Annotated in this window: 14 protein-coding genes and 4 pseudogenes; 1 reads left to right on the top strand and 17 read right to left on the bottom strand. The window is 35.0% G+C overall.

Annotation, left to right across the window (positions count from 1 at the left end; translation table 11 throughout):
• Nucleotides 1-2 precede the first annotated feature (2 nt).
• The 11 genes and pseudogenes from JCM21714_RS16700 to JCM21714_RS16745 form a co-directional block, all read right to left on the bottom strand.
• The gene (locus JCM21714_RS16700) at nucleotides 3-749 is read right to left on the bottom strand and encodes a cytochrome c biogenesis CcdA family protein (RefSeq protein ID WP_035726096.1); all 747 of its coding nucleotides are present in this window, start codon (nucleotides 747-749) and stop codon (nucleotides 3-5) included.
• Nucleotides 746-1,405, bottom strand: a complete 660-nt coding sequence (locus tag JCM21714_RS18835; protein ID WP_052000860.1) for a hypothetical protein — start codon at nucleotides 1,403-1,405, stop codon at nucleotides 746-748. Before JCM21714_RS18835 ends, JCM21714_RS16700 begins: the two co-directional genes overlap by 4 nt.
• Before the next feature lie 106 nt (nucleotides 1,406-1,511).
• Nucleotides 1,512-1,895 (bottom strand): DUF302 domain-containing protein, encoded by a 384-nt coding sequence (locus tag JCM21714_RS16710; protein WP_035726097.1) that lies wholly within the window; start codon nucleotides 1,893-1,895, stop codon nucleotides 1,512-1,514.
• 31 nt (nucleotides 1,896-1,926) lie between these two features.
• Nucleotides 1,927-2,154 carry a sulfurtransferase TusA family protein gene (locus JCM21714_RS16715; RefSeq protein WP_035726100.1) on the bottom strand — a complete coding sequence of 76 codons (228 nt, stop codon included), beginning with the start codon at nucleotides 2,152-2,154 and terminating at the stop codon, nucleotides 1,927-1,929.
• Nucleotides 2,155-2,169: 15 nt separating this feature from the next.
• Nucleotides 2,170-3,303 (bottom strand): MBL fold metallo-hydrolase, encoded by a 1,134-nt coding sequence (locus JCM21714_RS16720; RefSeq protein ID WP_035726102.1) that lies wholly within the window; start codon nucleotides 3,301-3,303, stop codon nucleotides 2,170-2,172.
• A 43-nt stretch (nucleotides 3,304-3,346) separates the two neighbouring features.
• Nucleotides 3,347-3,442: pseudogene (locus tag JCM21714_RS24930) on the bottom strand (DsrE/DsrF/DrsH-like family protein); the annotation flags it as partial.
• A 15-nt stretch (nucleotides 3,443-3,457) separates the two neighbouring features.
• Nucleotides 3,458-4,027, bottom strand: a complete 570-nt coding sequence (locus tag JCM21714_RS16725) for a sulfurtransferase TusA family protein (RefSeq protein ID WP_035726104.1) — start codon at nucleotides 4,025-4,027, stop codon at nucleotides 3,458-3,460.
• A 111-nt stretch (nucleotides 4,028-4,138) separates the two neighbouring features.
• The gene (locus tag JCM21714_RS16730; protein ID WP_035726106.1) at nucleotides 4,139-4,915 is read right to left on the bottom strand and encodes a sulfite exporter TauE/SafE family protein; all 777 of its coding nucleotides are present in this window, start codon (nucleotides 4,913-4,915) and stop codon (nucleotides 4,139-4,141) included.
• 115 nt (nucleotides 4,916-5,030) lie between these two features.
• Nucleotides 5,031-5,327: a rhodanese-like domain-containing protein gene (locus tag JCM21714_RS16735; protein ID WP_035726107.1), complete on the bottom strand. Its 297-nt coding sequence runs from the start codon at nucleotides 5,325-5,327 to the stop codon at nucleotides 5,031-5,033.
• 18 nt (nucleotides 5,328-5,345) lie between these two features.
• Entirely contained in the window at nucleotides 5,346-5,732 is a 387-nt protein-coding gene (locus JCM21714_RS16740) for a rhodanese-like domain-containing protein (RefSeq protein WP_035726108.1), read from the bottom strand.
• Nucleotides 5,733-5,761: 29 nt separating this feature from the next.
• Nucleotides 5,762-6,240, bottom strand: a pseudogene (locus tag JCM21714_RS16745) (DsrE/DsrF/DrsH-like family protein).
• A gap of 385 nt (nucleotides 6,241-6,625) precedes the next feature.
• On the opposite strand from JCM21714_RS16745, the gene JCM21714_RS16750 reads away from it, so the two are divergent.
• A complete protein-coding gene (locus tag JCM21714_RS16750; protein WP_035726109.1) occupies nucleotides 6,626-7,294 on the top strand; it encodes a haloacid dehalogenase type II in 669 nt (222 codons plus the stop codon).
• Between the two features lie 325 nt (nucleotides 7,295-7,619).
• Here JCM21714_RS16750 and JCM21714_RS20285 read toward each other — a convergent pair whose 3' ends face one another.
• From JCM21714_RS20285 to JCM21714_RS16770, 6 genes and pseudogenes are all read right to left on the bottom strand, one after another.
• A complete protein-coding gene (locus JCM21714_RS20285; protein WP_158413551.1) occupies nucleotides 7,620-7,772 on the bottom strand; it encodes a hypothetical protein in 153 nt (50 codons plus the stop codon).
• A 59-nt stretch (nucleotides 7,773-7,831) separates the two neighbouring features.
• Nucleotides 7,832-8,719 carry a permease gene (locus JCM21714_RS16755; protein WP_035726111.1) on the bottom strand — a complete coding sequence of 296 codons (888 nt, stop codon included), beginning with the start codon at nucleotides 8,717-8,719 and terminating at the stop codon, nucleotides 7,832-7,834.
• Between the two features lie 89 nt (nucleotides 8,720-8,808).
• On the bottom strand, nucleotides 8,809-9,129 hold the full coding sequence (locus JCM21714_RS16760; protein WP_035726113.1) for an ArsR/SmtB family transcription factor: 321 nt from the start codon (nucleotides 9,127-9,129) through the stop codon (nucleotides 8,809-8,811).
• Nucleotides 9,130-9,335: 206 nt separating this feature from the next.
• Nucleotides 9,336-10,388: pseudogene (locus JCM21714_RS22440) on the bottom strand (beta-galactosidase small subunit).
• Nucleotides 10,306-11,844 (bottom strand): annotated as a pseudogene (locus JCM21714_RS22450) (glycoside hydrolase family 2 TIM barrel-domain containing protein). Before JCM21714_RS22450 ends, JCM21714_RS22440 begins: the two co-directional pseudogenes overlap by 83 nt.
• Before the next feature lie 223 nt (nucleotides 11,845-12,067).
• Nucleotides 12,068-13,699 carry a type 2 periplasmic-binding domain-containing protein gene (locus JCM21714_RS16770; RefSeq protein ID WP_035726115.1) on the bottom strand — a complete coding sequence of 544 codons (1,632 nt, stop codon included), beginning with the start codon at nucleotides 13,697-13,699 and terminating at the stop codon, nucleotides 12,068-12,070.
• Nucleotides 13,700-13,760 lie beyond the last annotated feature (61 nt).

A 13,760-nucleotide genomic window follows, 5' to 3' on the forward strand; every position in this document is an offset into this window, starting at 1 on the left:
AGTCACCCTAAATTTGCTAACCAACTATCTTGTACCATTTTTAATAAAAAATTAGAAATGCTTGCCAGTTGACCTGTGAACAGCAGAATACCCATGGCAATCATGATTATCCCACTTATTTTCATTATCTTTTGGCTATATCGAACCAGCCATTTCGTTGAACCAATGAAAAAGGTCAACACAAGAAACGGTATTGCAAAACCAATAACATACATGATTGTATAAATAGCTCCTTGCACCGGGTTACTCCCTGCAATTACAAGAATGGAAGCAAAGATCGGACCAATACACGGAGTCCATCCAGCTGCAAACCCCCCCATTCCCACAAATATCGTACCAACGTAACCTACAGGCTTTCTGTTAAAATGAACTCTTTTCTCTTTCATTAATCCTTTCCATTGAAGCCAACCAGCAACGAACAAACCCATGATAATAACAAAAATACCAGCAATCCGTTGTAGAAAAATGCCAGATTGACCTGATAATAAATCTTGAACCCATTGTCCCAAAATGGATACACCCACACCTAAACCTATAAATATCATAGAAACACCAAGTAAAAAAAGGCTTGCATGAATCAACAATTTCCGTCGCACCTTTATGTTTTGGGTGCCTTGTATTTCTTTTACGGTCATCCCTGTAATATAGGACAAGTAAGCCGGAAAAAGAGGGAGCGTACAAGGTGAAAGAAAAGAAAGAATCCCTGCACCTAAAGCAAGCCATATAGTGATATCCGCTACTTCCATCATTGTTCAACCTTCCTTCTGAAAATAATTAAAACGATATTAACCATAAAGATTATGCTATAAAACCAGTGACTTACGTTAAATTGAAAAATGTGCGTATAAGAAAAAAGGGATAAAAGCCACTGTCCTAGACTCCACACAAATAAGACGGTCGTCACAAGCTTATCCTTTGATACATTGTTTTGTTGGAGGATAGAGTACATTAACAATAGAACGAGTAAGCCTAAATACTGCCATGAAAATGCTGATTTCCCAAATATAATTTGAATAAATTCATACATAAATGAAGCAGTAAAAAACACTATTAACCATGCAAACAGTAAATTTACTAACGACTGATAACTTTTAACTAGCTTTAGTTTTCCATAAATCCCTGTTATAACACTAGCAATATAAAATGCTAGGGAGTCACTAGGATAGGCCAATATAGATATCGGATCCTTTATAAACATAAGAAAATTAGTTAGAATTTTTCCAATCCACAAAGATACCACGAATACAATCAGCAAGTTTCCGACGTCATCTTTCCGTCTTTTTGAAACAGTTTTTGAGTATGGACTAACAAGCCCAAAAAATAGAATTCCTACAATGAAACTTCCAATAAGAATTACTAGATCACTTCTTACTATAAGTGGTCCAATCATCCAGGCAGATGGCAAAGCCCCCACCTCCTTCTCCTATAGGATACTAATAAAATGTGAAAGTTTGATGAATGTAAATAAAAATAGCGATAAAGGTATGTTACCTTTATCGCTATAATTTAAATTAAACACTTTGATCAATACATGCAATGAGTCTATTTTCAATATTCGCTGCAAACTCTTTAAGCGATTCATCATTAATCATTTCAATTAAAGAACTTGGTCTAGGTAAACCTATTTTAGTGTTGCCTTCATCTTCATATACCACTATTTTACAAGGTAAAAAATAGCCAGCCAATTGATTTTGAGATAATACTTGTTGTGCTTCTTTTGGGTTACAAACCTCAAGTACCAGGTAATCTTGGTTAAAGTCTAAACCTTTTTCTTGTAATTTTGCTTTAATATCAAATTCCCACAGAACACCGAACTGTTCTTTCTTTAAGCTTTCCTGTAATGATAGTACAGCTTCTTTCATTGATTTATTTGTTTCTACTGTATAATGAAACATAGTTTTCCTCCTCCATTCTAAGAATTAATCTCTAACCCTTCTTAATCCAAAACTTCAACACGTCGTCTTCTTCCGTATCTTCCAGCAATTCATGACCACCAGATTTTGCCCATGCAGTCAAGTCACTTTTTGCACCTTTATCTGTTGCATGCACTTCTAATATCTCACCTATTTCTAATTCATTCATTGCTTTTTTGGTTTTCACTATTGGCATTGGGCATGCTAAACCTTTTGCATCTAATATTTTTGTTGATTCCATTATTTATCTTCCTCCTTAGCCATGAACCGCACATCGATTTGGTCCAGTTTCCATTTCTCTTTGTTTTTCATCTTCAGGTGTTATTTTCCCCATATTTGTTTCACGAATCTCCTGATATGCATTGGGTTGTGGTGGGAGATTTTCCGTCACCATTTTTTTAAAGACCTCTTCACTATCTACCTGTAGCCCTTCATTACGTTGATAAAGATCACCTAATCGTGCAGAAACACTTCCACCTTCACTAAGTTCTTCTGCAAATGAGTAGTGTGCAGGTAAAACAATTAAATCCTCTGACAATTCTTTATATCGTTTATACAGGCTATGGCGAAGATCTCCAACCCAATCTTCCGCTTTGCCTGCTAAGTCTGGGCGGCCGATGGATTTCACAAATAGAATATCGCCTGTTAAAAGATAGTGATCATCAATAATTAATGACGTACTTCCAATCGTATGTCCTGGAGAATATATTGGTTGAACCTTCACCTTCGTATTTCCAACCGTAATGTCATTTCCTTCTTCTAAAGCCGTATAATCATAGGTTACCTCGGTTGCATCCTTTGGTGGTAAGTGATAAGTTCCGCCGGTTTTTTCCGCTAAAGCACGTCCACCTGAAATGTGGTCAGCGTGTAAGTGTGTATCAATTAAATGCTTAATTTGTACGCCTTTATCCTTGGCGAATGCTTCGTATTTCTCGATCATTCGGCTTATATCAATAATAGCTGCTTCACCATCTGATTCCACCATATAGGATAAGCATCCTTTACCCAAACGTACAAACTGATATAAACTTCCGCCTTGCTTTAAATCAGCAATCTTAACGGGTTCCAAATGTTCACTCCATGCTTTCATACCACCTTCCAGATTAAGAACCTTGCTAAACCCGCCTTCTTCTTCTAGCAATTCAGCAACCATTTGTGAAGAGCCGCCCTTTGCACATACAACTATCACTTCTTGATCCTTAGTTAATTTTCCGGTAACAGGTTCTATTCCATCTAATAAATTGAAGTACGGTTCATTGATGATTTCTACATTTTCGCCTTCAATTTTCCAATCATCAAATTCATCTGTATTTCGAACATCTAAGATCCTTATCTTTTCTTGATTGACTACCTTTTTTGCTAACGCTTCGGTTGTTATCGGTGTTGTCATTATTAGCCTCCTTGAAAATGAAATTTCTAAGTCTTTTTTCTAATTAAAAAGTTAGTGACATATTAGCATCTTTAGCAAATTCGATAAATGAAGCAGCACCACCAACTTCAATGCCCTCCACAAATGCATTTTTTTCCACTTGTCCCTGCTATTATTAATTTTCTTCTGTTGGACCTTCCCAGCTTGACATACCGGGTACTACATTTTTCACATTTTTAAAACCCTTTTGTACAAGCTTTTGTGCAGCCAAATCACTTCTATTACCTGTTCGACAAATAACGTTTATACCTTGCTCCATGTTAAGTTCTTTAAACCGGTCTTCCAGTTCACCCAGAGGTATATTGACAGCACCAGGGATATGACCAAAGGCATATTCAGCTGGTTCACGCACATCAAGAATAGATATTGCTTCTTTTCCTTCGACTTTGTTACGAAGTTCCTCAAGGTCCAGCACTTCTTCATGTTGTGTCTCGCCTTTAGTTTCCTCTTCGCTTGCTTTTCGCAAGTAATGTTTGAGTACCTCGCCTTCTTCTTTTGTTCCAAGATAGTGGTTACCTGTACTTTCTGCCCATGCCTTGATATCAGCAGTCGATCCTTTATCTGTTGCCTGAACTTCAATGACCTGACCTGCTTCTAAATTAGTAATTGCTTTTTTTGTTTTAACGATAGGCATTGGACAGGCTAAACCTTTTGCATCTAACACTTCATTAACTTTCATGCTCATTAGTATTCCTCCTTGAAATCTTCCATCATATTTTTTCTTGTTTTTATAATCTTACTTATATATACCCTATTAGGTATCATTAAAACTCGATAATGCAATTCTGATATTTTTTTAAAGTATATCCATCCATATCTTAATTGCGGTTCCAAGGATCAGCAATGCTAATATGATTTGTAACACTTTGGTATTTACCTTCTTACCAGTATTTGCTCCCAGCGGCGAAGCAATTAAACTAGCTATGATCATAATTACTGCAGGTAAATAATCCACTTGTCCTGTTGTAACTTTCCCAATGGTAGAACCAATTGAGGAAATAAACGTAATTGCCAAAGATGAAGCAATCGTCATACGTGTTGGAATCTTTAGAACTACGAGCATAATTGGAACTAATAAAAACGCACCAGCTGCTCCCACTATTCCTGCGCCAACACCTACAATTAATGCTAAAGAGGCTGCCAACCATTTATTAAAGTGCACTTGATCAAAAGGAATATCATCAATACCTTTTTTTGGGACAAACATCATGATTGCAGCAAGTAGTGCTAAAATTCCGTAGGTTAGATTTATTCCAGATTCCGATAATAATTTTGAGCCATAAGCACCAATAAAACTTCCGATAAGAATACTACTACCCATATAAACAATGAGCTTTTTATTTAAATATCCACCTTTTCGATATGCCCAAACTCCACCAATCGTTGCGAACAGTACTTGAACTGCACTTATCCCTGATACTTCATGTGCTGTAAATGCTGTCACCCCAACTAATGGCGGGATATATAAAAGCATTGGATATTTGATAATAGATCCTCCAATACCCAGCATTCCTGAAATAAACGAGCCAACAAAACCAATCAAAAATATAATAATAATAAAACCAATATCCATCTATTTACCTCCCTTTCTAGTTTTTCTTATTTCAACATTTTAATGCTTCCTTTGATTAGCTATTTATTATTCACCCTAAATTACCTATAGGGGGGGTATTTAGAAAACAAAAAAATTATTCAATTTCGCCTTCCCACGCCAACATACCGCCAGTCATATTCGTAACGTTAAACCCCTGGCTTTCTAAATATTTTGTTGCTTGGCCACTTCTGCCACCAGAACGACAAACCATAATATATTCCTTTGATTTATTTAATTCCTGCTTGCGAAATTCAAGTAAGCCTAACGGAATGTTTATTACTCCTTTTATTTTACCATTTGCTACCTCATCAACCTCGCGAACGTCAATAATATTTAAATCGTTACTTGATTCGATTAAATTCTGTAATTCTTTTGTTGTTATCTCTTTCATATTTACCCAACTCCTCTTTTATTTTTTAATTTTTGTATCGTGCTTAACCCAGGCACTCATACCACCTTTAACATTTGTAACATTGGTGAATCCTAGTTTTTTTAGAACCTTTGCTGCTTTTTGACTTCGCATCCCACTTTGACAAATGACTACTACCTCTTTATCTCTTGCAAGTTGGTCTGTGGCACTTTTTGCAATTGTATGCAGTGGGATATTCTTAAACTCTTTAATCTTATTCCTTTGAAATTCAACTGGAGTTCTAACATCCACAAATTGCTTATTTTTATCTTGTAGTTCTGTTTTTAGTTCAGCTGTAGAAATATTTTTAATCCCTTTAACTGACATAAAACGTTTTACGACCAAGAATATTACTAAAGCATATAAAATATAGATTACATATTCCATTCTATCGTCCTCCAACTAATTGTTCCTTATTAGATAAACAAGTTGACATTTCCATCTTGTGCATCACCAAGATATGCTGCAACACCTGCATAATCAATATCGTTTAATAATTCCTCTTTTTGCAAGCCTAATAAATCCATTGTCATTGTGCATGCGACTAGTTTTACATCTTGTTCCTGCGCCATTTCAATTAAATTTGGTAGTGGGATTGCGTTATGTTTTTTCATAACATCTTTGATCATTTTCGGTCCAAATCCAGCATAATTCATTTTCGATAAGCCATTTTGTTTGCGCCTCTTGGCATCATTTTTCCAAACATTTTTTCCATAAAACCTTTTTTCACTTGAATATTTTCCTCTTTTCGTAACGCATTTAATCCCCAGAATGTATGGAAGATCGTTACTTCATGATCATAGGCAGCTGCACCATTTGCAATAATATATGCCGCCATTGCTTTATCGTAATCGCCACTGAATAGTACTATTGTTGTTCTTTTCTTTTCTGTCATGTTAAACCTCCTATGTTTTTACCCTTACCCCTACATGTATTAATAATAATAAAATAAAAAGTGAATCTCAACCACCTTACTATTGAAATTCACTATAAATGAGGTACGGTGTTTATCTGCAAAACCAATAATATACCCTTAGTGGTATTTTGTCAACAGGAAGAATAGAAATAACGATCTTATTGGTAGACCACGGAAAAGTATATTAATGAAATTATCCTACTACTTACTACACGGAAACATAAAAAGCAGTGGATACAGAAATGATTCTGAACTGGACAAAGGCATAACATTTTTGCTAACATAAAAAGAATTTAATCTAGCAGGTAAGTCATGATGAACATACTTACCTGCTATTTATATCGTAAAAGGAGTTATGTTATTGATGAATAAAAATGGAATCAAGGCCTTAGTATTTGATGCGTATGGTACCTTATTTGATGTTCATTCGGTTATAGAAAAGTGCAACGAACTCTTTGATGGTAAAGGAGTGGAAATCAGTAAAACCTGGAGAGAAAAACAATTAGAATACGCTAATTTGCACCAAATAATGGGTAATTATAAAAGCTTCTATCAAATTACCAATCATGCCTTACATTATGCTGTGAAGCTACACGATGAGCAACTTGATAAACGGGCGGAGAATGAACTGCTAAAAGCCTATTTACAGCTTTCTACTTTTCCTGAAGTGAAGGATGTTTTAACCCAATTACAAGACAAAAAATTAGCAGTTTTCTCAAACGGTTCACATGATATGCTTGATCCGTTAATAAAACAATCAAAAATTACTGATATATTCGATCAGATCATTAGTGTGGATGAAATCAAGCAATTCAAGCCAGCCGTCGCATCTTATAAGTATGCTGCCAAAGAATTGAAGGTCAAACCTGAAGAAGTATTGTTTATGTCCTCTAATGGCTGGGATATATCGGGAGCAAAAAACTATGGTTTTCATACTGCTTGGATTAATCGTCAAAATCTACCGATAGAGGAAATGGATATGGAACCAACGATCATATATCACGACTTAACAGGTATATTAGAATGGAAATAGCAGTTAAAAGCTGATTAATTTTCAAAAAAGGTTGTCACTTCAGTTTATGTGACAACCTTTTTCTTATGGACATATTTGTGTTTTTTTCTCCTTTTTGTCCGTAAGATCGATTCTTATAGACAAAATCTAGGTTTATCATTGTTTTGTCCATAAGATTTATTCTTACGGACAGTTCAAGGTATTTTTCTTCTAATGTGTCTGTAAGATTCCTTCTTATGGACACATTAAAAGGAATTCTGAATTTTTGTCCATAAGATCTTTATCACCTAAAAAGAGCTCCCAAATGGAGCCCTTTTGTAATAGTCCCGAGTTTTGACCTTCCTTATTAGGCCTCTTTCCGTTGCTTATTAGTGTTCTCCTCTGAAGATCCGCAACCGTTGTTGTTTTCAGTCGGTTTGACTTCTTCAATTTCAACGCTGCAGCAGGCTTGCTTGGGTTTAGAGAATAACTTCTTAAGACCAGACTTTTTTTCTGCCATGAATATCACCTCCTTAAAAGGATGATAGGATAATACGCGCGCAACAACTTTTAAAAAACCTAAATGATTAAATTAACAATAAGACCTGTAGCTATAGCCACAATTAAAATAGTTGAAATAAATGCAACTAAAAATTTCTTCTTAAATAATTTAGATAACATAACTACTTCTGGAATACTTGCACCTGCACCACCAATAACTAAAGCAATTACAGTACCCATTGACATACCTTTTGATACAAGTGCATCTGCAATAGGTAACATTGTTTCAGGACGAATATACATTGGAATACCAATGACTGAAGCAATCATTGCAGAGAAAACACCGTCACCACTTGCATATTTTGTAATAAACTCTGCTGGGACAAATCCATAAATGAATGCACCAATAAAGACCCCGATAAATAAGTAAGGAAGCATTGGATAAAGAAATGCCCATGCATCATTTAAAGCTTGCTTAACTTTGGACCCTTGTTTATTACTGAAAAAGCCATCACCTTTCACAGTTACACCTTTATACGTCTCTGCGAAATTAAGTTTTGAAAATATAAGCCCCCCCGTTAAAATACTAAAAATAATTAGTACGATAAAATATACTAGCGCAATTTTCCAACCTAACAATGACCAAAGCATGAAAACCATAACCGGATTCATTAATGGTGAAGCAATTAAAAAGCTCATGGAAGGCCCAAATGGTACTTTGGAATTTAATAATCCTGCTAGTATGGGTATTGTTGAACAGGAGCAAAATGGTGTCAATGCACCAAATAATGTTCCTAATAAATAATTAACCGCTTTGTTTGGCCGGCTTAAAATTTTTTTTATTTTTTCCTCTGAAATTACCTGTTGAATGAAACTCACAATAAAGCTCACTACAATAAATAAAGCAAGCAATTCAAAAAATAGCATGAAAAAGGTTTTTATAAATTCTAAGATTGAATCTGTCATACGTATATCTCCCTCAACTTTTTATATCAATTTATTTGATATATACATCAAATAAAATTGATTTATACAATAAATAACTAAGATACTCATTAAAAAATCTTACAACAAGTATCATCAGATAAGACAAACTCTATTTGTTCTTCATTAATCTTATAATAATTCCATGTACCATGTTTTTCTGGAATCAAAATATTAACATTGACTAATTTCTTTAAGTGATAAGACAGTTTAGATTGCTTTAATGCTAACTTTTCCTCTAAATCACAGACACACAGCGATTTACTTGGACTTTTACTAATTTCATTTACAATCTTTAATCTTATTTTATCAGCTAATGCATCAAACATATTTTCATAAAAATCAAGTGCTTCATCTTCGCCTAATTCATTTACTTTTTTAATTAATTCCATTATTTCAACTCCAATTAATACATCAATTTTTCTTGATTTATCAACAGTATATGATCCATAAATTTAAATTGCAACCATAATGATCAAAAAAGTTGATGTATTTACACAACTTAAGTACTTACTGCACTCTGATTACTAATAATCTAATTAAAACTCCTTTCACCTCTTGGATCGAAACATATCAATTTTCTTGATGACTCTACCTTTTATAAGCCTTCTATTGTAAAGCGATAAGAATAATTTTGATGAGTACCTAAGCGATATTCGGTATGGGCGTGTTGTCCCCCCCATGCATCATCACCACCAACTCCCGTTTGCCACCCATTAACTCTAACAGATACTTTATCAGAAATAGGTAACTTATAGTGGTGACTTGCTTCTTCCAACTCAAAAGGTGTATATGGTATTGCATTTATTTCCACAGTTGGATCTCCTATTATTTTGATACCATTGCCATCCTGGTCTTTAATTTTCATCCAGCGAACGTCACATTTATTACCACTTTCTTGGGGGGGGTTTAAATAGGGCTGAAGCTGTTCCGATACTTTCCCTTTATGTTTGGTGACTTTTCCGCTTTTTTGTCAATCCCAATATGTTTCATGCGGACCTTTGCCATACCATTCCATCTTATCAAACGAGTCTGACAACTCAAATCTCATACCAATCTCAGGAATATCCGAGGATCCTTTCCCGGGTTGCAGTAGATTTTCTATCTCCACCTTATTTGATGCATGGATGGTGTAACGGATAGTTGTGATAGAAGTTGTTGTTGTTGGCAATTGATAATGTGTTTCTACTAACACACAACTTACATCGAATGCTACACGAAGGTCTATTAATGATCTATTTAAACTAGCCTTACGCCACTCATTACTTGTTCTATCAAAGTGCGTACCTATATCATTATCTGTCATTGCTCTCCAATAATTTGGTAGCATCGGACTCTTCATTAGTTCTTTACCATTTACAATATAGGATGAGAGACTACTTGTATACTTATCAAAACTCACATTAAAACCTTCACCCATTATCGTGTAAGAATTATCTTTTTCTTCCATATCAATAGTTCCAACTGGAAAGGTTTTTTTTTGATACGGATGGTATAAAGAACTGTTCAAATGCCACTCATGGTGAGGTGCAGCCCAGAATGGTTCATTTTCATAAACTACTTGCAAATTAATCACTTTTTCTTTTGGTGAATTTATAAAAACTGTTTGAAATGGCAATGTGATTAATTGTGCTGATTCCGGGGGCAGCATCTAACAGTTGAACACCAGATTCTAATACTTCTCCCTCTTCTTCAACAGTCCAAATTAACTTAAAATCTTTTAGTGATTGAAATAAAAACTTGTTTATGATTTTCACCTCGCCTGTAGCAAGATTTAATTGTTCAAACTCGATATTGCGATAACAAGTTTTCACTTCAATTAATTTTGGTGTGATCGTACCATCTGCAAAAATAATACCATCACCCGAAAATTTCCCATCATTTGGTGAATCACCAAAATCCCCCCCGCCATAAGCTAAAAATTCGATACCATCTTCCGTCTGATGACGTAATGCTTGATCCTTCCAATCCCAAATAAATCCACCTTGTAAACACGGATATTGATCAAATAGCTCTGTATATTTGTGTAAGTTACCTGTTGAATTACCAATAGAATGAGCATATTCGCACAATATGTAAGGTTCTTTATCACCTAATTGTTTTGCATAAAACTCCAACTGCTGGGGGGGACTAAGATACATCTCTGTTTTAAGATCCGAAGCACTCCTGGCGGGAGGATAATGGAAGCCTCCCTCATAATGAACTAATCAAGTCGGATCTTCCTGTTTAAAGTAATCATACATCTTCAAAAAATTATCTCCACCGAATGATTCATTTCCTAACGACCACATGATTATAGAAGGGTGATTCTTATCACGGTGAAACATTGATTGGCAACGATCCAGAACATTTTTCGTCCATTCTGGTTTACTACCAGGTAGTGTATTTTCTAATGTTTTTTGACCATAACGCCATGTGCCGTGTGTTTCAAGATTTGTTTCATCAATAACATATAAACCATATTGATCGCATAAATCATACCATTTAGGGTGATTAGGATAATGCGAAGTACGAACCGCATTTATATTATATTGTTTCATTAGAACTATATCATTGACCATATCTTGTTCTGTTACTGCACGACCTCGATCAGCAGAAAACTCATGACGATTTACACCCTTAAATACAATTCGCTTACCATTAATATGCACAATATCATTAATTTTTTCAAATTGACGAAAACCTATGTTAGTAGCAAATACTTCGATTATTTGCTCATTGTCACCGAATAATGTGAATATCAATGTATACAAATATGGATCTTCTGAACTCCATTGCCTTGGCTGCGATATATTAGATTCGATTGTGGCAGTAGAAATCTCCGTTTGACTCATATCTAGATCAATGGTTTGTTTTGTTACTGTGTGATTATCTGCTTCTTTTAATTCGATTTCAAGTTTGCTAGTTGTTAAAGCTCGTTGAAAATAATTGAGAACTTGTGCCTTTACTTGAAGTGTAGCATCTTGATAGTTCTCATCAAACTGAGAGACATTAAAATCAACTAAATAAAAATCCTTTATTCGTTGATCTGGATTCTTTGAGAAATGAAATTTCCATTTACCATTTAGACTTTTAACAAATGGTGATTTATCTTTTTGAAAACTCAAAGCTTGATCATGATTTTGAAATGGAATGGCTAAAGCGTGTTGGGGGCATACGATTCAGCTTGAAAATTTCTGGATTATTGTTCCATTCGGGGGGGTAACCGTTTACTGGTGGTTTATATTTTAGCTTTTTTTGTTAAACATAATTGAAATACCTCCCTTTATACTATTTTTGATGGTTATGAGTAAAGAAGCTGGTAATATCCAGCTTCTTTACTCATTAATTTTATTCTAAATAATTATCATATGCGTCTTGACTAATTTCAACATATCTATCGACACCTAGAGATTCCAATCCTGCCACATAGTCATCCCAATCATCTTCTAAACTTAATTCTCCTGTAATAAATTGAACAGAGCTTTGCTCCACATTATCCAAAATATTTGTTTCTAAAGTTGAGTATTCATCTTGGACTTCTTCAGGATACCATGCTGCCCAGAAAGGAAATTTTTCTTCTGGTTCCTTACCTTCATATAGATAAGTGGCTTCTTGAAGACGTCTTTCGGAACCTTCATCCGTGTAAATATCTTCAGCCTGTACCTGACCATCACGAAATTCTCTTGGCTGATAATATTGAGCAGCTGCTGACCAATTATTGTTTGTGGTTGTAAGGTCTTCAGGGTGTAGTAGCTTTATGTTCGGTTCTACCTCATCATTAAGCGCCACATCTCCCTCTTCAGCAGGAACCCAATCCTCTCCTTCAACCCCCCCTATATGAGATCGAATCATTCCGTCAATTGTAAACATATAATCTAATAGTTTAATCGCTTTAATTTGAGCCTCTTCGCTAGCCTTATTGGTAATGGCAAAAGTAGCACCGTTAGTTACCGGATAATTATAAGTAGCATACTGGTGATTTGGTCCTTGTAATGGCTCTATCGCATCAAAAGCATAATTATTTTCATTATCTATAAATTCCCATGGGTGCTGTGCCGCAGCTGCGCCTAATATCAGTGCGTCTGCATTATTTCCAAGTTGAATAAATGCATCTCTATTTTGAGTAAAAGCACCAGGATCAATTAAGCCATCTTCATATAATGAATGGATATATTGTAAACCTTCTCTCCACTCATCAGTATTAGCAGCGAAACTCACTTCACCATCATTTACAATTAACCTGGTCTGTGCATCGTCGTAAACAAATCCATTCATCAGTATAGGAATAATAGAATGGTTAGGTGAAGCTACAGAACCACTTAAAGGTATTTCATCCTGTTCCCCGTTTCCATTTGGATCTTGTTCTTTAAATGCAGTTAGTAATTCTCTAAGTTCCTCGTGAGTTGAAGGTAGCTCCAAGCCCAACTCTGTTTGCCAATCCGTATTTAACCATAATTTATTCGGCCATGTACAATGGAAACACTCCTCCAGACCTGGTATACCATAAATATTTCCATCTGGTGCCGTTACAATTTTTCTAAAATCATCTCGTTCTTCTAGAACTTCAGATAAATTTGGTGCATGTTCTTCAATTAAATCATTTAAAGGAATCAATGCCCCTTGTTTCCCGTATTTCAATACTTCACTTGGTGCAAATTGATCTACCCAATCAATTAAAAAGAATACATCAGGGTAATCTCCACTTGCTAAAGATATTTGTCTTTTCTCTTTAGCTGCTGAAGAATCAATACCAGTGGTTTGAAATTCAAAGTTAATTCCAAATTCTTCTTCTGCAAATTTTGTAAATGAATTAGTCTCTAGATCCACTTCCCCCCCAATTTCCGCTATAAACACAGACATGTTTGTTGAACCATCAGAATTTTCATCTTCCTCACTTGCTTGATCGTCTGAATTACAAGCGCTTAGAACTAAAATTACTGATACTATAACTAACCAGACATGTAAACCTTTCCATTTCATACTAATTTCCTCCCTTATATTTAAAAAATAATATTATAACAAATACTTTACTCTTTCATCA

The sequence above is a fragment of the Gracilibacillus boraciitolerans JCM 21714 genome, from assembly GCF_000521485.1.
Lineage (GTDB): Bacteria > Bacillota > Bacilli > Bacillales > Amphibacillaceae > Gracilibacillus > Gracilibacillus boraciitolerans.

Bases quoted from the DNA above. Each gene is read 5' to 3' on its own strand.
- JCM21714_RS16700 (WP_035726096.1), bottom strand. From the start codon at position 749: ATGATGGAAGTAGCGGATATCACTATATGGCTTGCTTTAGGTGCAGGG.
- JCM21714_RS16710 (WP_035726097.1), bottom strand. From the start codon at position 1,895: ATGTTTCATTATACAGTAGAAACAAATAAATCAATGAAAGAAGCTGTA.
- JCM21714_RS16715 (WP_035726100.1), bottom strand. From the start codon at position 2,154: ATGGAATCAACAAAAATATTAGATGCAAAAGGTTTAGCATGCCCAATG.
- JCM21714_RS16720 (WP_035726102.1), bottom strand. From the start codon at position 3,303: ATGACAACACCGATAACAACCGAAGCGTTAGCAAAAAAGGTAGTCAAT.
- JCM21714_RS16725 (WP_035726104.1), bottom strand. From the start codon at position 4,027: ATGAGCATGAAAGTTAATGAAGTGTTAGATGCAAAAGGTTTAGCCTGT.
- JCM21714_RS16730 (WP_035726106.1), bottom strand. From the start codon at position 4,915: ATGGATATTGGTTTTATTATTATTATATTTTTGATTGGTTTTGTTGGC.
- JCM21714_RS16735 (WP_035726107.1), bottom strand. From the start codon at position 5,327: ATGAAAGAGATAACAACAAAAGAATTACAGAATTTAATCGAATCAAGT.
- JCM21714_RS16740 (WP_035726108.1), bottom strand. From the start codon at position 5,732: ATGGAATATGTAATCTATATTTTATATGCTTTAGTAATATTCTTGGTC.
- JCM21714_RS16750 (WP_035726109.1), top strand. From the start codon at position 6,626: ATGAATAAAAATGGAATCAAGGCCTTAGTATTTGATGCGTATGGTACC.
- JCM21714_RS20285 (WP_158413551.1), bottom strand. From the start codon at position 7,772: ATGGCAGAAAAAAAGTCTGGTCTTAAGAAGTTATTCTCTAAACCCAAG.
- JCM21714_RS16755 (WP_035726111.1), bottom strand. From the start codon at position 8,719: ATGACAGATTCAATCTTAGAATTTATAAAAACCTTTTTCATGCTATTT.
- JCM21714_RS16760 (WP_035726113.1), bottom strand. From the start codon at position 9,129: ATGGAATTAATTAAAAAAGTAAATGAATTAGGCGAAGATGAAGCACTT.
- JCM21714_RS16770 (WP_035726115.1), bottom strand. From the start codon at position 13,699: ATGAAATGGAAAGGTTTACATGTCTGGTTAGTTATAGTATCAGTAATT.